The organism is Dehalococcoidia bacterium (assembly GCA_035574915.1).
Taxonomy (GTDB): Bacteria; Chloroflexota; Dehalococcoidia; order DSTF01; family WHTK01; genus DATLYJ01.
Window position 1 is genome coordinate 1 of the sequence record DATLYJ010000114.1, and the last position, 19,467, is coordinate 19,467.

The 19,467-nt window shown below is 68.3% G+C and carries 25 protein-coding genes and 1 pseudogene; 17 read left to right on the forward strand and 9 right to left on the reverse strand.

The genetic code is table 11. The annotated features are described in order from the left end of the window. The 4 genes from VNN10_10765 to VNN10_10780 all read left to right on the forward strand — a co-directional run. Window positions 1–735, forward strand: a 735-nt coding sequence (locus VNN10_10765; protein HXH22504.1) for an SIMPL domain-containing protein, incomplete at its 5' end; no start/stop codon positions are given. 77 nt (window positions 736–812) lie between these two features. Beyond that, window positions 813–1,943: a bifunctional diaminohydroxyphosphoribosylaminopyrimidine deaminase/5-amino-6-(5-phosphoribosylamino)uracil reductase RibD gene (gene ribD / locus VNN10_10770; GenBank protein HXH22505.1), complete on the forward strand. Its 1,131-nt coding sequence runs from the start codon at window positions 813–815 to the stop codon at window positions 1,941–1,943. Between the two features lie 369 nt (window positions 1,944–2,312). After that, a complete protein-coding gene (locus tag VNN10_10775) occupies window positions 2,313–2,957 on the forward strand; it encodes a riboflavin synthase (GenBank protein ID HXH22506.1) in 645 nt (214 codons plus the stop codon). A 46-nt stretch (window positions 2,958–3,003) separates the two neighbouring features. After that, a complete protein-coding gene (locus VNN10_10780) occupies window positions 3,004–4,260 on the forward strand; it encodes a bifunctional 3,4-dihydroxy-2-butanone-4-phosphate synthase/GTP cyclohydrolase II (protein HXH22507.1) in 1,257 nt (418 codons plus the stop codon). 154 nt (window positions 4,261–4,414) lie between these two features. Here the strand turns inward: VNN10_10780 and VNN10_10785 are convergent, their stop codons facing one another. Next, window positions 4,415–5,584, reverse strand: coding sequence for a 2'-deoxycytidine 5'-triphosphate deaminase (locus VNN10_10785; GenBank protein HXH22508.1), 1,170 nt, complete (start codon window positions 5,582–5,584; stop codon window positions 4,415–4,417). A gap of 114 nt (window positions 5,585–5,698) precedes the next feature. Between VNN10_10785 and VNN10_10790 the strand changes: the two genes are divergently transcribed. The 6 genes and pseudogenes from VNN10_10790 (at window position 5,699) to VNN10_10815 (ending at window position 9,827) form a co-directional block, all read left to right on the forward strand. Continuing rightward, entirely contained in the window at window positions 5,699–6,139 is a 441-nt protein-coding gene (locus tag VNN10_10790) for an Rrf2 family transcriptional regulator (protein HXH22509.1), read from the forward strand. Between the two features lie 44 nt (window positions 6,140–6,183). Next, complete coding sequence (cysK, locus tag VNN10_10795; GenBank protein ID HXH22510.1) at window positions 6,184–7,110, forward strand: cysteine synthase A; 927 nt, start codon at window positions 6,184–6,186, stop codon at window positions 7,108–7,110. Between the two features lie 215 nt (window positions 7,111–7,325). Then, a complete protein-coding gene (locus VNN10_10800; GenBank protein ID HXH22511.1) occupies window positions 7,326–7,610 on the forward strand; it encodes a MoaD/ThiS family protein in 285 nt (94 codons plus the stop codon). Next, a pseudogene (gene moeB, locus VNN10_10805) lies at window positions 7,607–8,425 on the forward strand (molybdopterin-synthase adenylyltransferase MoeB). The gene VNN10_10800 and the pseudogene moeB overlap by 4 nt, the downstream one beginning before the upstream one ends. Before the next feature lie 92 nt (window positions 8,426–8,517). Next, window positions 8,518–8,790 carry a ubiquitin-like small modifier protein 1 gene (locus tag VNN10_10810; protein ID HXH22512.1) on the forward strand — a complete coding sequence of 91 codons (273 nt, stop codon included), beginning with the start codon at window positions 8,518–8,520 and terminating at the stop codon, window positions 8,788–8,790. 98 nt (window positions 8,791–8,888) lie between these two features. Then, window positions 8,889–9,827 carry a cysteine synthase family protein gene (locus VNN10_10815; protein HXH22513.1) on the forward strand — a complete coding sequence of 313 codons (939 nt, stop codon included), beginning with the start codon at window positions 8,889–8,891 and terminating at the stop codon, window positions 9,825–9,827. Window positions 9,828–9,919: 92 nt separating this feature from the next. Here VNN10_10815 and VNN10_10820 read toward each other — a convergent pair whose 3' ends face one another. Beyond that, the gene (locus VNN10_10820; protein HXH22514.1) at window positions 9,920–10,831 is read right to left on the reverse strand and encodes an EamA/RhaT family transporter; all 912 of its coding nucleotides are present in this window, start codon (window positions 10,829–10,831) and stop codon (window positions 9,920–9,922) included. Between the two features lie 207 nt (window positions 10,832–11,038). Between VNN10_10820 and VNN10_10825 the strand changes: the two genes are divergently transcribed. Then, complete coding sequence (locus tag VNN10_10825) at window positions 11,039–11,923, forward strand: patatin-like phospholipase family protein (GenBank protein ID HXH22515.1); 885 nt, start codon at window positions 11,039–11,041, stop codon at window positions 11,921–11,923. Between the two features lie 156 nt (window positions 11,924–12,079). Here VNN10_10825 and meaB read toward each other — a convergent pair whose 3' ends face one another. From meaB to mce, 5 genes are read right to left on the reverse strand one after another with little or no spacing between them, the layout of a single operon-like run. Beyond that, the gene (gene meaB, locus VNN10_10830) at window positions 12,080–13,021 is read right to left on the reverse strand and encodes a methylmalonyl Co-A mutase-associated GTPase MeaB (GenBank protein ID HXH22516.1); all 942 of its coding nucleotides are present in this window, start codon (window positions 13,019–13,021) and stop codon (window positions 12,080–12,082) included. After that, window positions 13,014–13,424 carry a cobalamin B12-binding domain-containing protein gene (locus VNN10_10835; protein ID HXH22517.1) on the reverse strand — a complete coding sequence of 137 codons (411 nt, stop codon included), beginning with the start codon at window positions 13,422–13,424 and terminating at the stop codon, window positions 13,014–13,016. The genes meaB and VNN10_10835 overlap by 8 nt, the downstream gene beginning before the upstream one ends. Further along, window positions 13,417–13,794 carry a hypothetical protein gene (locus VNN10_10840; GenBank protein ID HXH22518.1) on the reverse strand — a complete coding sequence of 126 codons (378 nt, stop codon included), beginning with the start codon at window positions 13,792–13,794 and terminating at the stop codon, window positions 13,417–13,419. The genes VNN10_10835 and VNN10_10840 overlap by 8 nt, the downstream gene beginning before the upstream one ends. Then, window positions 13,791–14,636 (reverse strand): VOC family protein, encoded by an 846-nt coding sequence (locus VNN10_10845; GenBank protein ID HXH22519.1) that lies wholly within the window; start codon window positions 14,634–14,636, stop codon window positions 13,791–13,793. The genes VNN10_10840 and VNN10_10845 overlap by 4 nt, the downstream gene beginning before the upstream one ends. A 15-nt stretch (window positions 14,637–14,651) precedes the next feature. Further along, on the reverse strand, window positions 14,652–15,056 hold the full coding sequence (mce, locus tag VNN10_10850; GenBank protein ID HXH22520.1) for a methylmalonyl-CoA epimerase: 405 nt from the start codon (window positions 15,054–15,056) through the stop codon (window positions 14,652–14,654). A gap of 151 nt (window positions 15,057–15,207) precedes the next feature. Between mce and ribH the strand changes: the two genes are divergently transcribed. The 6 genes from ribH to VNN10_10880 all read left to right on the forward strand — a co-directional run bounded on the left by ribH (window position 15,208) and on the right by VNN10_10880 (window position 18,069). Next, the gene (gene ribH, locus VNN10_10855; protein HXH22521.1) at window positions 15,208–15,690 is read left to right on the forward strand and encodes a 6,7-dimethyl-8-ribityllumazine synthase; all 483 of its coding nucleotides are present in this window, start codon (window positions 15,208–15,210) and stop codon (window positions 15,688–15,690) included. Between the two features lie 190 nt (window positions 15,691–15,880). Then, window positions 15,881–16,165, forward strand: coding sequence for a hypothetical protein (locus VNN10_10860; GenBank protein HXH22522.1), 285 nt, complete (start codon window positions 15,881–15,883; stop codon window positions 16,163–16,165). 82 nt (window positions 16,166–16,247) lie between these two features. Next, window positions 16,248–17,033, forward strand: coding sequence for a response regulator transcription factor (locus VNN10_10865; GenBank protein ID HXH22523.1), 786 nt, complete (start codon window positions 16,248–16,250; stop codon window positions 17,031–17,033). Between the two features lie 74 nt (window positions 17,034–17,107). After that, window positions 17,108–17,359, forward strand: coding sequence for a hypothetical protein (locus tag VNN10_10870; GenBank protein HXH22524.1), 252 nt, complete (start codon window positions 17,108–17,110; stop codon window positions 17,357–17,359). Beyond that, window positions 17,356–17,697 (forward strand): response regulator, encoded by a 342-nt coding sequence (locus VNN10_10875; protein ID HXH22525.1) that lies wholly within the window; start codon window positions 17,356–17,358, stop codon window positions 17,695–17,697. Before VNN10_10870 ends, VNN10_10875 begins: the two co-directional genes overlap by 4 nt. Before the next feature lie 123 nt (window positions 17,698–17,820). Further along, the gene (locus VNN10_10880) at window positions 17,821–18,069 is read left to right on the forward strand and encodes a carbon storage regulator (protein ID HXH22526.1); all 249 of its coding nucleotides are present in this window, start codon (window positions 17,821–17,823) and stop codon (window positions 18,067–18,069) included. A 58-nt stretch (window positions 18,070–18,127) separates the two neighbouring features. Here the strand turns inward: VNN10_10880 and VNN10_10885 are convergent, their stop codons facing one another. Further along, window positions 18,128–18,529, reverse strand: coding sequence for a hypothetical protein (locus VNN10_10885; GenBank protein HXH22527.1), 402 nt, complete (start codon window positions 18,527–18,529; stop codon window positions 18,128–18,130). 68 nt (window positions 18,530–18,597) lie between these two features. Further along, window positions 18,598–19,467: hypothetical protein (locus VNN10_10890; GenBank protein HXH22528.1), on the reverse strand; the 870-nt coding region annotated here is incomplete at its 5' end.

Here is a 19,467-nt window from a genome sequence, read left to right on the forward strand (position 1 = left end):
GGAGGAGAGATGTCAGCGAAACAGATCGTCGCCTTGCTCGTCGGCGCCGTGGCCCTCCTGGCCACCGCCTGCAGCGAGGGCGATACCGTCGTGAACACCCCTGGCGCGGAGGCGTCTGGTATCACCGTGACCGGCACCGGCCAGGCCTTCGGCGTACCGGACATCGCCCTGATCACGCTTGGCGTCCAGGCCGAAGCCGCCAACGTCGCCGACGCGCGCGAGACCGCGGCCCAGCGCGCCCAGGCTGTCATCGACTCCGTCAAGGCGAACGGTGTCGCCGACAAGGACATCCAGACCACTCAGTTCGACATCCAGCCTCAGTACGACTTCTCGCCCACAGGCCGCGGCGCGGTCCGCAGCTACCAGGTCACGAACGTCCTCTCGATCAAAGTCCGCAAGATCGACACCACCGGCAAGGTGCTCGATGACGCCACTCGCGCCGGCGGCAACAACGCCGTCGTGCGCGGCATCAGCTTCACGATCGACGACCCGACGAAGCTGCGCGAAGAGGCGCGCGCGAAGGCCCTCGCCGAAGCGAAGACCAAGGCGGACCAGCTGGCCAGAGATGCCGGCGTGAAGCTCGGCAAGCCCGTCTCGATCACTGAGGGCGGCGGCCCTGTGCCCCTACCGGCAAGCGCGCTGGTCGCGCCGCGCACGGGCGACACTTCCACGCCGATCCAGACCGGCGAGCTCCAGGTGAACATTACGGTCACGGTCCGTTACGAGATTGACTGAGGGCGCTGCCGCCTAAGCCCGCCGGCGGCTATCCTCGCCTTACTTCCGCGGAGGAGGCGCCACACCGGCGCTCGCACGTGAACACGACTACTTCCCCCTTCATGCGCCGCGCCCTGGAGCTGGCGGACGCCGCCGTCGGACGCACGGCGCCGAACCCCCCGGTCGGCGCCGTGGTCGTGCGCGATGGCGTCATAGTGGGAGAGGGCGCCTACTGCGGCCCCGGCACTCCCCACGCCGAGATAGCAGCCCTGCTGGCGGCCGGCGAGGCCGCCCGCGGCGCCTCCGTTTACGTCACGCTCGAACCCTGCGCCCATGACGTCTCCTCGGAGACGGGCAGTCCGCGCCTCTCCTGCAGCCGCGCGCTCATCGAGGCCGGCGTCGCCCGCGTCGTCTTCGCGCTCGTCGACCCCGACCCCCGTACCTCCGGCGCCGGCCGCGACGCCCTCGTCGCCGCCGGCGTCGCGGTCGAGACCGGCGACGGCGCGGCGGAGTCGTCCCGCATTCTCGAAGGCTACCTCAAGCACCGGACCACCGGCCGCCCATTCGTGGTCGCGAAGTTCGTCGCCAGCCTCGACGGCAAGATCGCCGCCGCCTCTGGCGACTCGCGCTGGGTCAGCGGGCCCGCGACCCTCATCTGGGCCCACGCGCTGCGCACGCGCATCGACGCCATCATGGTCGGCGTTTCCACCGTCCTCATCGACAACCCGCAGCTCACCGCCCGTCCGGGCGGGGTCGAGGCGGAGCGCCAGCCCCTCCGCGTGGTCGTCGACTCCTCCGGCCGGACGCCCGCTGAGGCACGCGTCCTCGCGCCACCGGCCCGCACCCTCGTAGCCACCACCACCGCCGCTCCCTCAACCTGGCGTTCGTCCGTCGGGCGCGAGAACGTGGAGGTCGTCGAACTTCAGTCCGCGCCCGACGGCCGCGTCTCCCTGCCACACCTCTTGGACGAGTTGGGCCGCCGCGGCATCCTGACACTCCTCGTCGAAGGCGGCGGCGTGCTCCTCGGCTCGTTCTTCGACCAACGCCTCGTCGACAAGCTGCACGCGGTGATCGCGCCGAAGATCATCGGCGCCGCCTCCGCCGCCGGCCCCGTCGCGGGGGTTGGCGCAGACCGCATGGCGGACGCGATCACGATGCGCGACCTCATCGTCGACCGCCTCGGCGACGACGTGCTGATCACTGGCTACCCGCTGTACCCGGGACGGTAGAATCGACGGGATGGTGTCGCGCCCCCGCAGGTCCTCGGCCGGCGGCTCCTGCGCGTGGGACCGGAGAATGCGCCGCTCGACTACCGACTGTGACACCGAGGCGAAGGTGCGCTTGCACGCGGGAGCCCGGAGAGGAGAGGAGGGATCGGGGACGTCAACGACGGGCCTATCGAGGCCTTTCGCGAGCCGCGGGAAGGCGCATTCGAGGCGCACATCGCTGGCAGCGGCGGCCAGGCTTCAGGCCGCTGCCATATCCGGGCGCGTCGATGAACTCATCGAGCTCCGGCTTGACGCCGTCGGGGCCGCACAACTAATCTTACAGCGGACTTAGTGTCACACTGACACTAAGTCCCGGATTCGAGGGGGCAGTTGTTTACAGGCATCGTCGAAGAGGTGGGGTCGGTCCGAGAGCACAGGCCCGGCCGCATCGTGATCAACGCCAAGAAGGTCACCTGGGGCACCAACCTCGGCGATTCCATAGCCGTCAACGGCTGTGACCTCACGGCGGTCTACTTCGACGAGGACGGCTTCGAAGCCAACATCATCGACGAGACCTACGCGCGCACCAACCTCGGCGACCTCAAGCCCGGCGACCTCGTGAACCTGGAGCGCGCCCTCACCCTCGCAGGCCGGATCGGCGGCCACCTCGTCCGCGGCGTGATCGAGCACACCGGCACGCTACACTCCTTCACCCCGGCGGAGCACTCGGTCATCGCCCGCTTCAACGCCCCGCCCGAGATCCTGCGCTACATCATCGTCAAGGGCCCGGTCGCCGTTGACGGCATCTCCCTCACCGTGATCGCGAAGGACGAGACGACGTTCTCGGTGGGCCTCGTGCCGTACACGCAAGAACACACCAACCTCATGAGCCGGAAGCCCGGCGACCGCGTAAACTTGGAATCGGATATCATCGCTCGCTACGTGGAGCAGCTGCTGGACGAGCGCTACCTGGAGGGCATCGGCGAGGCCTTCGCCCGCCTGCAGGCAGGGCCCGTCCTGCCGAAGGGGCTTTAGGGCGAAGCGCGGCCGCTTGAGGCCGGCGAGGCGGAGCAGAGAAGCAATGGTCGCTGCAACGAAGAAGCAGAAGAAGGAACCCGACAATGTGATGGCCACGGTCGAAGAGGCCATCGAGGAGTTCCGCGCCGGCCGCATGGTGATCATCTGCGACGACGAGGACCGCGAGAACGAGGGCGACCTCGCCATGCCGGCCCAGTTCGTGACGCCGGAGCACATCAACTTCATGGCCACGCACGCCCGCGGCCTGATCTGCATCTCGCTCACCGCCGCGCGCGTAGCCGAGCTCGGCATCCCGATGAACCAGGGCGAGAACACGGAGCACTTCGGCACCCCCTTCACCGTCCCCGTAGACGCGCGTTACGGCGTCACCAGCGGCGTCTCCGCGCCCGACCGCGCCCGCACCGTGAAGGTCCTCCTCGACCCGAACACCACGAAGGACGACCTGGTGATGCCCGGCCACCTCTTTCCCCTGCGCGCCCGCGACGGCGGCGTGTTGGTCCGCGCCGGCCAGACCGAGGCCGTGGTCGACCTCTGTAAGCTCGCCGGCCTGTACCCGGCCGGGATGCTGTGCGAGATCATGCGCGCCGATGGCGAGATGGCGCGCCTGCCAGACCACAAAAAGTTCGCCCAGAAGCATGGCCTCAAGATCATCACGGTCGAACAGCTCATCGCCTACCGCCTCAGGCACGACAAGCTAGTGCAACGGGTAGCCGAGACCAGCCTGCCGACGCGCTTCGGCACCTTCAGGGCCCTGGCCTACAGGAGCGTAATCGACCCGGACGAGCACGTCGCGCTGGTAATGGGCGACATCACCACTCCGGAACCGGTGCTGGTGCGCATGCACAGCCAGTGCGTCACCGGCGACGTCTTCGGCAGCATGCGCTGCGATTGCGGCGAGCAGCTGAGCCGCGCGATGGAGATGATCGCCCAGGAGGGCCGGGGCGTGGTGGTGTACATGCGTCAGGAAGGCCGCGGCATCGGCTTCCACAACAAGCTCATGGCCTACCAGCTCCAGGACGGTGGCCTCGACACAGTGGAAGCCAACGAGGCGCTCGGCTTCGCCGCGGACCGGCGCGACTACGGGATCGGCATGCAGATCCTGGTCGACCTCGGCCTTCGCGACATCCGATTCCTGACCAACAACCCCCGCAAGCGCGCCGGCCTGGAGGGTTACGGCCTGCGCATGGTGGAGCGCGTGCCGATCATCGTCGAGCCCAACGAGCACAACGCGCGCTACCTCCAGACCAAGGCCGAAAAGATGGGGCACCTTTTCAACGATGACCCCATGAACATCGTCTAGGCCCTCTCGGAGCCCGACGGCTCCTCCTGGAGTCGCTTCCCACTCTGCCGGATCCGTAAGCCGCGCCTGCAGTCCTTCCGAACGGCGGCCGATCTCGGCCACGAGCAGCAGCTCCGAGGCAAACGCCGTGCGAAGGAAGCTCAAGGCAGCCGCCCTACGGCCGCGGCCGCAGTGCGCGCTTGAATTGCTTGCCGAGCCCCGACTGCTGGTGCTGGTAGGAGGAGCCGGCCCCCGTGCCGTAGAGCTTGTCCGGCTCCGCCAGGAGCCGTTCGTAGATCAGGCGGCCGATGCGCTGGCCGTCTCGCAGGAGGTACGGGATCTCGTGCGTCCGCACCTCGAGGATCGCCCGCGTCCCCTGCACCTCGCCGAACCCGAAGCCGGGGTCGAAGAAGCCGGCATAGTGGACGCGGAACTCGCCCACGGAAGGGTCGTAGGGCACCATCTCCGCCGCGTAATTCGGCGGCACTCGGACCCGTTCCTTTGACCCCAGGATGTAGAACTCCTGCGGCGAGAGTATGATTTGCCGCTGCTCCGTGCGGAACAGCGGCTCCCAGTACTCCGCCGGCTCGTAGTAGTCGACCTTCTCGACGTCGATGACCGGCGCGTGCCGCCGCGCCCGCCAGCCGATGAGGCCGTCGTCGCCCGGCCCCTTTAGATCGACCGAAAACCAGAGCCCGCTGTGCACTGATGCCGGGATGGGCTCGCCGTTCTCGTCGAACACCAGGGCGCGCTCTTCGCGCGCCGCCTTGTGGCTCGTATCCCGCTGCGCCGGCACGCCGCGCAGGAAGCGCATCTGGTTCAGCCGCGTGCCCGTCCGCACCCGGACGCTGAACGTCTTTGGCGCCACCTCCACGTACAGCGGGCCCTTGTACCCCTTCGGCACCCGGTCGAACTGCTCCGCGTAGTCGACTATGAGGCGCGTAAACACGTCCAGCCGCCCCGTGGTGCTCTTCGGGTTCGCCTTCGCGATCAGGTGCTGCGGGAGCGCCAAGCCCTCCAGGAGGGGGATGACGTAGACGGCGCCGGTCTGCAGCACCGCACCCTGGCTCAGGTCAAGCGTATCGAGCGTGAGCTCCGGCAAGACCTCCCCTACCCGTTGCCTCGGCCCCGGGAGGAAGCTGGCCCTCACCTGGTGCGCGACCGGGCCCAGGCGCAGGTCCGCGCTCGCCGGCTGCAACTGCCCCGGCTCGATCGGCGGGTCAGCGTGCAAGTGGCCCTGCTCCACCAGGGCCGCGATGTCCTGATGGGGCAGCACCCCCTGCCGGTAGGTGCGCAGGTCGCGGTCGAGCTCGGGGAAGAGGCTGAGCGCCGCGGACGAGGCCATTTGCCGCGAGTCTAACTGAAGCGCCGGGGAGAGACGAGGTTCAGCGTTCGTGTATAATTGTTGACGAAGTCGGTAAACATTTATGCTTTGTCAACAATTCCCACGAGGCCGTGCGTGAAAGTCTCCATGAAGGGCGACTACGGCGTGCGTGCGCTCATCGAACTCGCCCGTCACTTCGGTGAGGGCCCGGTGCAGAGCGCCCTCATCGCCGCCCGCCAGTCCATCCCGGAGCCCTACCTGGACCAGCTCCTGACCTCGCTCCGGCGCGCCGGCATCATCCGCAGCGTGCGTGGGCCTCAAGGCGGCCATGCCCTCATCCGCGACCCACACGACCTCAAGCTCAGCGAGGCCGTAATTGCCCTCGAAGGCTCCCTGGCCCCGATCTCATGCCTGGACGACCCGGCGGGCTGCCCGAAGTCGACGCACTGCTCCCTGCATGACGTCTGGGACGAGGTCCACCGTGCGACAATGCAGATCCTGGACCGTATCACCATCGCCGACCTGGCAGAAAAGGAAAAGGAGCGCGAAGCGGGCATTCCCCGCTACGCAATCTAGGCCCTGATGCTCATGCTCGAATGTGAGGAGGTTAGGTAGTTCGCTTGATCAGGACAGGAGAGCGCATCGCGGACAGCGTGCTGGACCTGGTGGGGAACACCCCTCTGGTCAGGCTGGACCGCGTTCGCCCGGCTGGCTACGCCGAGATCCTCGGCAAGATGGAGTCTCTCAACCCCGCCGGCAGCGTCAAGGACCGCATCGCGCTGTCCATGATCGAGGATGCAGAGCAGCGCGGCCTGATCAAACCCGGGGACACGATCGTCGAACCGACGAGCGGTAATACGGGCATCGGGCTGGCCATGGTGTGCGCCGTGAAGGGCTACCGCCTCATCCTCACGATGCCGGACGACATGAGCACCGAGCGGCGCAAGCTGCTGCAGCGCTACGGCGCTCAGCTCATGCTCACGCCGGCGATCGAAGGCATGACCGGCGCCGTCTTTCAGGCAGAGGAGTTGGTCCGCAAGAACAAGGGCTACTTCATGCCCCAGCAGTTCCAGAACCCGGCCAACCCGGAGGTCCACCGCCGCACCACGGCCCAGGAAATCCTGCGTGACACCGACGGCCGGCTTGACGCCTTCGTCGCGGGCGTCGGCACCGGCGGCACTATCACGGGCGTCGGCGAGGTCCTGAAGCGCGCGCTGCCGGACCTGCTGGTGGTGGCCGTCGAGCCAGCGCGCTCGCAGGTGCTCGGCGGCGGCAAGGCTGGCCTGCACGCCATCCAGGGCATCGGCGCCAGCTTCGTACCGGGCGTCCTCAACCGCGACATCTACGACCAACTCATCGCCGTCAAGGACGAGGACGCGATCGACACAGCGAGGAAGCTGACGCGTACCGAGGGGCTCCTCGTCGGCATTTCCGCGGGCGCCAACGTCTGGGCATCGCTCCAAGTCGCCAAACGCCTCGGCGAAGGCAAGCGTGTAGTGACAGTGCTCCCCGACACCGGCGAGCGCTACCTCAGCGTGAACATGTGATGAAGGCACACACCCTCCCGCCCAGGCGTGGGCCAGCGGTTTGCATCTGTAGTAAGGGTTAAAGCCCGCCGCTTCAGCGCCGATGTGGATTTGAAGCTGCGGGTTTTAGCCCGCAGTATTGAATGGATATCCGCCGCGGTAACGGATACAGCGCCCCCGGCCCGGGAGGAGACGGGGCCAGCAAGAGCACTACCGCGGCGGCGGAGAGAGCAGCGATGCCGGTGAACGTATATATCCCGACTCCGTTCAGGTCTTTCACAGGCAACCGCACGAATGTCGAGATCGAGGCGGCGACGGTGGCCGACCTGCTCGCGCGCATGGACGAGAAGTACCCGGGCTTCCGCAACCTTTGCAGCGACGAGCACGGCGGCATCCCGCGGCACATCAACATTTACGTGAATAACAAGGAGATCAGCACCCTTGACGGCCCCGACACCCGCCTCGCCGACGGGGACCAGGTGGCGGTCATACCAGCACTCGCGGGAGGTAATACGAGATGACGGACGACAACCGGGCACGCGACTCCCTTGCCCTCACGCCCGAGCGCGTCACCCGCTACTCGCGGCACATCATCATGAACCAGGTCGGGAGCATCGGTCAGCGCAAGATCTTCGACTCGAAGGTGCTGATCATCGGCGCCGGCGGGCTCGGTTCCCCCGTCGCCCTCTACCTGGCGCTGGCCGGCGTCGGCACCATCGGCATCGTGGACTTCGATGTCGTCGACCTGTCGAACCTGCAGCGCCAGATCCTGCACCAGAACGACGACATCGGAAAGCCGAAGGTGCAGTCGGCGAAGGAGACGCTGAACGCCTACAACCCGGACGTCAACGTCATCACGCATGGGGTGCCGCTGACCTCGGACAACGCCCTGGAGATCATTGGCCAGTACGACATCGTCGTGAACGGCGCCGACAACTTCGCCGTCCGCTATCTGGTGAACGACGCCTGCGTGTTCCTCAAGAAGCCGCTGGTCGACGGGTCGATCCTGCTCTTTGACGGCCAGGCGACCGTGTACTTGCCTGGCAAGGGTTGCTACCGCTGCCTCTACCCTGCCCCGCCGCCGCCGGGGATGGTGCCGTCCTGCGCCGAGGCCGGTGTGCTCGGCGCCCTCTGCGGCACCATCGGCTCGATCCAGGCTACGGAAGTCCTTAAGCTGATCCTCGGGATCGGGGACTCGCTGAACGGCCGCCTGCTCCTCTACGACGCCCTCGCCATGGAGGTGCGACAGGTGCGCATTCGGCGCGACCCCAACTGCGTGGTCTGCGGCGACAACCCCACGGTCACCGAGCTCATCGACTACGACGAGTTCTGCGGCACGGCGCCGGTGCACATCGAGCTCCCTGAGAGCGAGCAGAGGGCCAAAGAGAGCGCCAACGCAGCAACGATTGCCTAGGAGGAGCCTACCGCTTGACTGTCGAGGTAAAGGTCACGTCCGTGCTCCAGCGAATCGTCGGCGCCAAGTCCGTGGAGGGTGAGGGCAAGACGGTCGGCGAGCTGCTGGACAGCATCGAGAGGCGCTACCCGGGCTTCAAGAGCCAGATCACCCAGCCCGATGGCTCCCTCCACCGCTTCGTCAACATCTACATCAACGACGAGGACATTCGTTTCCTCCAGTCCCTCGAGACACCCGTGAAGGATGGAGACGTACTCTCCATCCTTCCCGCGCTGGCGGGCGGATAGGACATGGATTTGGGCTTTAGAGCCGGGGCCGTGGACGCGCGAGTCAGAGATGCCAACCCGCGCCCGCGCCCTATCGTCCAGATCCCAACCCCCCACCCATGACCCTCTACCGCTCCCTCCTGGACGCCGTCGGTAACACGCCCCTGGTCGAGTTGCCGAACCTCAGCCCGTCCGCCGACGTGCGCTTCTTCGCGAAGCTCGAAGGCTACAACCCTACCGGCAGCGTCAAGGACCGCATCGCAAAGTTCATGGTCGAACAGGCGGAGAGAGATGGAATCCTGAAGCCGGGCCAGAAGCTGCTCGAGCCAACCAGCGGCAACACCGGCATCTCGCTCGCCTTCGTCGCCAAGCTCAAGGGCTACAAGCTCACCGTCGTTTTGCCCGACAACGCCGGCGACGAACGCACCAACCTCCTGCGCTCCTACGGCGCCGAGATCATCTACTCGCCCGGCCTCAAGGGCACCAACGGCTCCATCGAGGTCGCCCGGGAAATCGCCGCCAGGGACCCGAGCTACGTGATGCTCTACCAGTACGGCAACCAGGCGAATCCCCGCGCCCACTACGAGACGACCGGCCCCGAGATCCTGCGCGACCTCCCCGAGGTCGACGTCTTCATCGCCGGCCTCGGCACGGGCGGCACCCTCACCGGCACCGGGCGCTATCTCAAGGACATGAAGCCCTCGGTGAAGGTAATCGCCGCCGCCCCCCATCCCGGCGACCTCGTGCAGGGCCTGCGCAGCCTGGAGGAAGGCTTCATCCCGCCCGTCTTCGACCCAACCGTCCTTGACGGCCGCATCGTAGTCGACTCCCGCAACTCGTTCGCCGCCACCAAGGAGCTATTGGAGAAGGAAGGCATCTTCGCCGGCATCTCCTCCGGCGCCGTCCTCCGCGTCGCCCAGCGCTACGCCACGCGCCTCGAGCGCGGCAACATCGTCATGCTCATGGCCGACGGCGGCTGGAAGTACCTCTCCACGAACCTCTGGACGACCGACTACTCAGACCTCCCCGCCGATATCGACTCGAAGGTCTGGTGGTGACGCCTCGCGCCCGGCCCCTAGCCTGAGCCCTGGCGCCCCGGGCTGTCGCATTGGCGCGGCTTGGAACCCCAGGGGTCGGTCCGCTGAGGTTGCTAGGCGGACAGCGTGATTACCACCAACCCCACCGCCAGCAACCCCACGCCGACCACCTCCAGCCCCGTCAGACGCTCTCGAAAGAATCGCCGCGCCACCGCCAGGCTGAACAGCAGCTCCACCAGCCCTAGCGTCCGCACGTGCGCCACCGGCTCGATCGCCATCGCCGTAAACCATCCCGCCGAAGCCGCCGTCCCCATGAACCCCGCGAACGCAGATGTCCTCCACTCGCGCGCCAGGGCCACGAGCACAGGCAGATTGCGCAGCAGAAGCCAGCCGCCGAGTAGCAGCACCTGTACGGTCTGCGCCCAGAGCAACGTGTACGCTGCCGCCAGCGCGTACGGCGCATCCAGTTCCAGCGCCGCGCCCCGGTAGCCGACCGCGGCCAGCGCGAACCCGGCCCCCGAGGCAAACCCGAGCAGGGCCGGGCGGCTCGCCCAACCCGTCACGAACGAGGCCAAGGGCCGCGACGGCTCCACCGGCGATAGCATCAGCACGCCCAGCGTTGCCAGCCCTACCGCCACCACCGTCGCCAGCGTCACCGGGTCCGCGAGGAACACGGCCGCGAACACCGTCACCTGAACCAGCTCCGTCTTCGAGTAAGCCACGCCCAGCCCGAAATTGCGGTCGGCCATCACCCTCAGGAGCAGCGCCGTGGCCACGATCTGGCAGGCGCCGCCCTCGACCACCCAGGCCACGAAGGCAGGACTGACGCCCGGTACGCTCGCCTCGCGGAGCATGAGGACCACGAGGAACCAGATCGCCGCGAAGGGGAGGCCGTACAGGAACCTGACGAGCGTCGCCCCCAGCGTGCCCACCTGGCCGACCAGGTGCCGCTGGGCGGCGTTCCGCAGCGTCTGGGCGAAACCCGCCCACACGGTCAGAGGTATCCAGAGCCACTCCGGCGCCAAGCGGACTGCCTTCCCAGAGCGACCGCCGGCCCGGCGGACATGATGTTGTGCCTCAGGCTACGCAAAGGCGCAAGCGCGCGGCAAGCGTCTCTGCGCCAGGCTTCCCCCTACCCCGCCTCGAGGCCAAGCGCGGGCCGTCACCCACCCTTAACGCATCGCGCCGATCCTGCGGCGTAGCCGTCAGCGGCCATCACTTAGGCTCGAAGCGTGGTCCGCATCCTCCATCGCCAGGCCCAGGGCCGGCGCCGGCCGCGTGTTGGCGTGGCCCTCGGCGCCGGCGGCAGCAAGGGCTTCGCCCACGTCGGCGTCCTCCGCGTCCTGCGCGACAATGGCATACCAGTCGACGTTGTGAGCGGCACGAGCATCGGCTCGATCATCGCCGCCCTCTACGCCGCCGGGTTCGACCTCGAACACATCCAGGAAGGCATGCGTGGCGCCGACCGCCACGTCCGCCGCTGGCGCATCTCCCGGGCCGCCGTCTGGAGCGACCGCGGCCTGCGGGAGCTCCTGGAGCAGGCCGGCGCCGAACTGCGCTTCGAAGACCTGTGGCTGCCGTTTGCCGCCGTCGCCACGGACCTGACGAAAGGCGCCTGCGTAACCCTCACGAGCGGCCCGCTCTGGCTCGCCGTCCAGGCGTCATGCGCCATCCCCGGCGTCTTCCCGCCGGTGCAGATCGACGGCAGTTACCTCATGGACGGCGGCATCTCCTGTCCCGTCCCCGTCGACGCCGCCCGTTCGCTCGGCGCCGACTTCGTTATCGCCGTCGACCTCAGCGAGGCTCCAGCTGAGGACGAGCCCGGGCCTCTTCCCTGGCCCCTGCGCGGTGGCAGGCCTCATGTCATGAGCGTGCTCGGCCGCGTCCGTGAAATTCAGCGTTGGCAGCTTCATCGCTATTCCCTGCGCGCCGCCAACGTTGTCATCCGACCAGGCCTCGGCCGTTGGCACTGGCGCGACTTCAGCCGCCACGCCGACTCCTACGCCATCGCCGGCGAGCAGGCCGCCCTAAAGGCCCTGCCCTCCATCCTCGAACTCCTGCGCTCCGGTATCCCTCTGATGGCCGCGGGCAGCCGCCCCGCCCTCCAGCCCGCCTGATCGTCACGTCCGCCATCATTCCCTGGCACCGGTCGCGCCTTGCTCTTCGATACCCCGTCACTGCGCAGCCCGCCCGTCCCGTCCTCCAGCAGAAGAGGGCGCCGGTATCCTTCGAGTGGCCCGCGGGAAGGTGCTGCGGCGGACCCTTCGACCGGCTCAGCGGTCCAGCAAGGCCTGCGCTGCCGAGCGCGGGTCTATCTTCCGCTCGTAGACGCTTTCCGCCGCCGCTTCCAGGTCCTTTCCCGCGCGCTCGACAGCCCTCTCCTCGATGAGCTGACGCATCGCCGTCAGCAGCTGCCGTTTCGCCCGCTCCCGGAGCCGCTCCTCGAGGACGCCGGACGACTCCAGCCACCCGCGGTGCTCCTCGATCGCCTGCAGCAGATCGACCACTCCCTCGCCGCGGCTGGCGACCGTGCGACACACCGGCGCCGGCCGCACGCCGGGCGCCAGGTAGCCCGCCAGCGATTCCAGGTGCATCACCGTCGCGTTAGCCCCCTGCAGGTCGGCCTTATTCACTACGAAAATGTCCGCGATCTCCACGATCCCGGCCTTCATCGCCTGGATGTCGTCGCCAGAGGATGGCGGAAACACCACCAGGGTCGTCAGCGCCGCGGCCGCTACGTCCACCTCGTCCTGTCCGGCTCCCACCGTCTCGATGATGATCACGCCCTTGCCAGCGGCGTCGAGGACGGCCACCACCTCCTGGGTCGCCGGCGCCAGGCCCCCCATCGCGCCCCTGCTGGCCATGCTGCGCACGAATACGCCGGGGTCGCCGGAGAGGTCCTGCATGCGGATGCGGTCGCCCAGGATCGCGCCGCGGGTGAACGGGCTGGTCGGGTCGACGGCGACAATGCCGACTGTCTGTCCGCGCTTCCTGTACTCGCGCGCAAGCGCCGACGTCAGGGTGCTCTTGCCGGAACCGGGAGGCCCGGTGATACCGATCGTGTGCGCGCGTCCCGTGCTGGGATAAAGGAGGCGCATCGCCTCGCGGCCGCCGGGCGTGTCGTTCTCGACCATCGAGAGCACGCGCGCCAGCGCGCGGCGGTCGCCTGCGAGCAGGCGCTCGACCAGGCCGCGAACGGCGCTTTCGTCAGGCAAGAGCCTTGACGTTGTGGCGGACGAACTCGATCATCTCGCGCGTGTCCGAGCCCGGCCCGTAGATAGCCTTGAACCCCAGCGCCTTCAGGGCAGGGATGTCGTCGTCCGGGATGATGCCGCCCGCGATTAGCAGCACGTCGTCGGGCGAGATCCCGCGTTCCCTCAGGGCGTTCACCACCCGCGGGAACAACTCCATGTGCGCCCCCGAGAGGATCGAGAGCCCGATGACGTCGACGTCCTCCTGGAGCGCCGCCTCGGCGATCATCTCCGGGGTCTGCCGTATCCCCGTGTATATGACCTCCATGCCCGCATCGCGGAACGCCCGCGCGATGATCTTCGCCCCCCGGTCGTGACCGTCGAGACCGGGCTTCGCCACCAGCACTCGGATGGGCCTGTCAGGCATCTCTCTTCTCCACCAGCCTTATCGGCACGCCATGACTCGAGGCGGGGTCTATTCTGATCTCGCGCCGGCCGCCCTCACCGAGCTCAACGCCGGACACGTCTACGCCCTTTGCGCGCAGGCCGGCCATCGTCTCGACGACGTCGTCGACCTCGACCACCAGTTCGTACATCCCGTCGCCGCGCGAGGCGACCAACTCGGCTGCCTGCCGTCCCGCTGCCGGCGAAAGGAACCGCAGCAGCACGCCACCGACCGTCGCCTGGCCCTCGCCGGCGCCCAGGTCCAACCTCACGCCGGACGCCTTTGCCCAGGCGGCCGCGGCGCCCTCGAGGTCGCCCGTAAGGATGCTCAGCTCCACCAGCCTCTTCGTCACTTGTCCTCCACGAACAGGAGCTTTGCGCCGCAGACGGACGTGGCAACACCCTCGAAGCCGCCGAGCGAAGCCCGCGCCGTCGCCAGGCCCGCTCCCGCGAGCCTTTGCGCCGCTTTCTGCAGGTCGGCGACGCCAAGCACCGCCGCTTCCCAGCAGTCGGGCTGTCCCTCCGCGGCCGTCCTGCACTCTCCTGCCTGAAGAAGAAGATACGCGTTGCCAAGACTGAAGCGCCACCAGTCCGGCGCCGCCTCCTCCCCCAGCCCAAAGACCTCCCGCCACATTCTCCTGGCGCCCTCGGGTTCGGACGACAACGCCACGACTGCGGCCACCTTCGAGACCGCGGCGGCCGTATCCGCGGCCGGCGCCGCGGGCGGCAGCGCCGACGGTGGTGAGCGGTGCTCGATGAAGAAGCAGCGCGTCCCCCGCGTGGCCTCCGGCGGGATGCGCGCGTTTACCCATTCCCGCGTCGCCCCGCTGTCAAGGTCCACCCCGCTGCCCGGCAGCGGCTCCTCGACCGCCAGGCCCCTCCCTCGCGCCCGGCTCACCTCGCCGGACACGTCCGCGGTCTGCAGGGCGACCGAGAACAAGCCCTCCCCGCGCTCCTTGAGGAACCTCCCCAGCGACCCCGTCCAGGCCTGCGACTGCGCAGTCTCGCTCGCGCCGGCGTCCGGCGCCAGCAGCTCGACATAGGCGTTCTCCAGCCGGAAGAGCACGTTCGCCGTCCCATACGAAGGGTGGCGTCCCCGCCAGGACGGGCGGCGCCCCAGGGCCGCGCCCAGCGCCGCGGCGCTTGCCTGCAGGTCGGCCACAGCGATGATCACGTGGTCCAGGAGAAGGGGCATCTCGAAGCCGGCGGCCTAATCCGCCATCTCCACTAGCTCCACCAGCACCCCCGCGTGCGCCCGCGGGTGCATGAAGCAGATGAGCCCTGCCAGCCCGTAGCGCGGCTCCGTGTCCAGCAGCTCCACGCCTCGCGCCTTGAGCTCCGCCATCTCCGACCGGATGTCCGGGGTCGTGAAGCAGACATGGTGCAGCCCTTCGCCGCGACGGGCCAGGTAGCGCCCGACGCCGCTCTCCTCCGACAGCGGCTCCAGCAGCTCGATCTCCACGTTGTCCATCGAGAGCAGGGCCGCCTTTACTCCCTGCTCCTCCACGGTCTCGACCTTGTCCAGGTGCAAACCCAGCTTGTCTTGGTAGAACCGGATGCCCGCGTCGAGGTCGTGCAGCACGAGCGCAATGTGGTGAATCCGTCCGATGCTCATCCCGCCTCGCTTCCAAAGACCGCGAACGCTTTGCCTGAGTCTACCCACGCCGCCGCCACTCTGGCCAGTGCTCGCCGTCTGCAGCCACGCTCTCCCTCTTGCTCCTGCTCCCTGTTCTCTGGCCTCCGCAGTCGGTACTCTGCACTACAGGATGCAGGTTATCCCCGAAGACCTCGACGGCTCCGGCCTCTCGATCGCTGTCGTCGTATCGCGCTTCAACACGCTCGTCACGGAGCGCCTCCTGGCCGGCGCGCTCGAGGCGCTGGCCGAATGCCGCGTCCCCGAGGCCGGGACCGTCATCGCCTGGGTGCCTGGATCGTTCGAACTCGCCTACGCTGCCCGTCAGCTCGCCCTCAGCGGCCGCTTCGATGCCGTCATTTGCCTCGGCTGCGTCATCAAAGGAGAGACCGACCACAACGAGTACATCAACCGCGAGGCCGCCCGCGGTATCGCCCAGGTCGGCGAGGACACCGGCGTGCCCGCCATCTTCGGCGTCATCACTCCGAACAACCTGGAGCAGGCCCTCGCCCGCGTGCCGGAGGGCCCCGCCAATAAGGGCTACGAGGTCGCGCTCAGCGCCGTGGTCATGGGCAACCTGCGACGCAGCCTCCGGCGCGCAGGCCTGGCCCGCTAGGGCCGATCAGCCGTCGTCAGGCCCGAAAGTAGGACCGGCTAAGCGCAAGGGACGGCTCCGGCTCGCGACCGCGCAGCAGCCCGGTGCGCCTCCCCTAAGAGCCCCTAAGAAAATCAGGGTTCCCCTAGGGGAAACGTAGGGGATTCCCCTATGTATGGCCTCCCTTAAGGGCCCATATCCTCATGCCGTCATGGAACGACACGACCCCGCCGAAGACGCCCGCTGCACTCACCGCTGGGTCCTCGGTCAGCCACACCAGGGCATTGTGCCCGGGCGCTGCCGTTTCTGCGGCGCCGAGCGCGAACACCCCGCCGTCCTGGATGACTACGACCGCTTCTACCCTTCGGCTGAGCTCAGGGCTGGCGGGGCCTTCAGTTCCATGATTAGCGAGGACTTGCTGGGAACGGGCGTGGGCGGAGCGCGCCCGTTCCCGCCAGTCACCGAATCTCGCTTGCTGGCCGATTCGGAATCGTGATATACAGCGAACTGCGCGAACAGGCGTTCCGCAGCTCGGGCCAGCCCTGAGCCCCGCAGGAAGGAACCTCCAGGGAGGAGACATGAACCGCATCCCCGCCGCATCCACTCCCACCGCGTCCCCCGGCGACCCCGCCACCTTCAGGCAAGCCCAGGGTCCGGCCTGGAATCAGGCCAGCGCAGGCACGGCGCCCATCCGCGTCCTCATCGTCGATGACCACGCCGTACTCAGGCAGGCCCTGCGCTACCTCCTCGAGGCCCAGGCCGGTGTCGTCGTCGTCGGTGACGCCGCCAACGGCCGCGACGCCGTCGAGATGGCCGAGAAGCTCCAGCCGGACGTCGTCCTCATGGACGCCGTCATGCCCGGCCTCAACGGCATCGAGGCCACGCGCCAGATCCGGCGCCGTCTGCCCAAGACCAAGGTCCTCATCCTCACTGGCTACATGGAGGACGAGCAGATCTCCGGCGCCCTCAAGGCCGGCGCTTCCGGCTACGTCGTCAAGAAGTCCGATGTCGACGAACTCCTGCTCGGCATCCAGGCCGTGCACCGTGGCAACCCTTATTTCAGCTCCAGCATTGGCGACGGCGACCTCACGGACTACCTCTGGCAGCTCCGCAGCAACGACGGCCGGGTCGGCTACGACCTCCTCACCAGCCGCGAGCGGGAGGTCCTGCAGCTGATCGCCGAAGGGCACTCCAACCAGCAGATCGCGAAGGCCCTGTTCATAAGCGTCAAGACGGTCGAGGCCCACCGCGCGCACATCATGAGCAAGCTCCACGCCCGCAACCGCACGGACCTCATCCGTTACGCGCTGAAGAAGGGCATCGTCGGCTTCGACCACGTGCCGGTGGAGGCCTCAGCGGACTAGCCGCCCTGGCCGCCTTCAGGCACCCGGCGAGGACATAGCCGCGGCGGTAAGCCCGCGGACCACGGAGACAGACAATGAAATCGGTATCGCCGCGTCCTTCGCGGAAGGACGGAGGCCTTGGCTCCTTCTACCTTTCGCGCCTCGAACGCCTCATCCGCCTGCGCAAGGACTTCGAAGACCACCTCAACGACCTTGGCGTCGACATCCTCGACCGCTCGATCTACGCCACCTTCCGCGACTGCGTGGACGCCGGCGCGGCGGACAGCGCCCGGGCACTCATGGCCACGCTGCCCGGCCAGGGACTCCAGTGGCAGACACCCCGATGAAGACCATTCTCGTTGTGGACGACGAGCCCGTGATACGCTCGCTGGCCAGCGCCTCCCTCGAGCGGGACGGCTGGCGCGTGGTGCCGGCGGCCGACGCCGCCTCGGCCCTGGCCGAGATTGAGCGCGCCCCGCCCGACCTCATCTTCCTGGACCTCGGCCTGCCGGGGATGGCCGGCGAGGACCTTGCCCGCCGGTTGCGCGCCGACCGGCGCACCGCCTCCATCCCCATTGTCTACCTCACCGGCCGCCGGCTGGAGGCCGCGGACGAGGCGGACGCGGTCCTTACCAAGCCCTTCACGCCGGCCGCCTTGCGCGCCTTCGCCGCTAACTGGCTCTGAGCCTCGGAGCAGAGGATTTCCTCCATCCAGACACTACTCTGGCGCCGATTCTTGCCGACTATTTAGCAGAGGCAAGACGCCAGGGCCGTCTCCGGCCCGTTTCTGCTTGAGGAAGGTCGGAAAATGCTCATCCTGACGCGCAAGATCGACCAATCGATCATCATCCAGGGCAACATCACCGTCATGGTGCTTGGCGTCGAACGCGACAGGGTGAAGCTCGGCATCGCCGCCCCCGACGACGTAACCGTGCTCCGAGAGGAGCTGGTCGATGCGGAGAACGCCCCTCAACCCCTCCGGCCCCGCCTGGTCGCCCGTTCCGCTCCTGCCGCCGTCGGCAACCTCGCCCTCAAGCCCCAGCCCAAGCGCCGCTAAGCGGCCGCCTTCAACATCGGGAGAAGCCGGACCCGCGTCCGGCGTCTTTTTGCCTTCCTCAGGACTGCTGGCTCGCCTTGCGCATCTCCGCCAGCATCGTCTCTTCACCCGGGGCGCTCGCGCTCAGGAGCGCCGCCAGGTCCCTCTTCGTCCGCACCAGCGCCTCGAAGGCCTCGAGCGGCCGCGACCCTCTCATGAATGCCATGTCGTGCTGCGCCGCAGCCAGAGAGGCGTAGCTCTCGGCCTCGTCGGCAAGAGACCACAGCCGGCTCGCGATGTCCTCATAGGCGCGGGAGAGGCTCGTGTAAGCTTCCGCCTCGCGCCGGCCCGCCTCCTCCAGAGAGTCCAGGGCCAGGGTGTGCACTCGCAGCAGTTCCGACATCGCCGCGGCCACCGCCCCGATCTGTCGCGGCAGCGCCGAGTGCGCTGCGAGGCCGGCGCCGCAGGTCTGCGCTTGCATGCCTTCCACCTCCGGGACTTTCCCCGAAGGTAGCATGCGGCCGCCATGCCGGCCACCGCCGGCGCGACTCAGCCGACGACCCGCAGCTGCGGCATGGGGGCCGGGGCGGTAAGCCCCCGGCCCTTGAGGACGCGCAGTGCCCCGGTCGGCTCCACGACCTCGACCGGCAGCCCCCGCGCCGCAAGCGAGGCCTCGATAGCCTGCCAGCAGGCGCTCGCCTTGAGCCACAGCGCCGCCTCGGCCTGGCTTCGCGCCAGGCTAGCCGTCGCCTCAAGGAACGCCAGGCACTGCAGCCGCGCCAGTTCGCGCGCCGATGGCGCCGGACAGAGCACCGAGCGGGCCGCGCGCGGCGTAAAGTCGTCATCGTCGGCGATGCGGATCGGGACCGAAGGGTTCAGTTCGTCGATGCAGGCGCGCCGGTCATGGGCGGCAATCGTCGCCTCCTGGCGCCCGATGGCCTCTCCCAGCCCGACCTCCAGGAATCCCTTGCTGTCAGTGAACTCGATGGAAATCGAGACGTAGTCGATGGCGCCCCGCGAGGGGTTCTCGCTCGCGGCCGCCCTTAGGCGCTGAGGCTCGTCCGCGCACAGCCCCAGGACCACAGCCAGACTCTCCATCGTCCGCCAGCGCAGCAACGAGCCCGAAGGGCGCTCGCGCCCCAGGTAGGTCTGCCGGACGTATCGCGGCCTCCACGCGGCCTCGTCCGAGGCAGCAAGGCCCGTCAGCAGCCGGTAGGCGGGATGATAGCGCCGCTCGCTCCAGAGAAACACGGCCTGGCGGGGCTGCCTTGCCGCCAAAAGCGTAGCGATCTGCTGGGCCGAAAAGGGCTGCGGCGCCGCGACTAGGACATGGCGCCCAGCTTCGACGAGCTGCAGCGCCTCCGTAAACAGGTGAGGCATCTCTCCCAGGATCACCGGCGGGCGGCGGTCCGCCCCCGG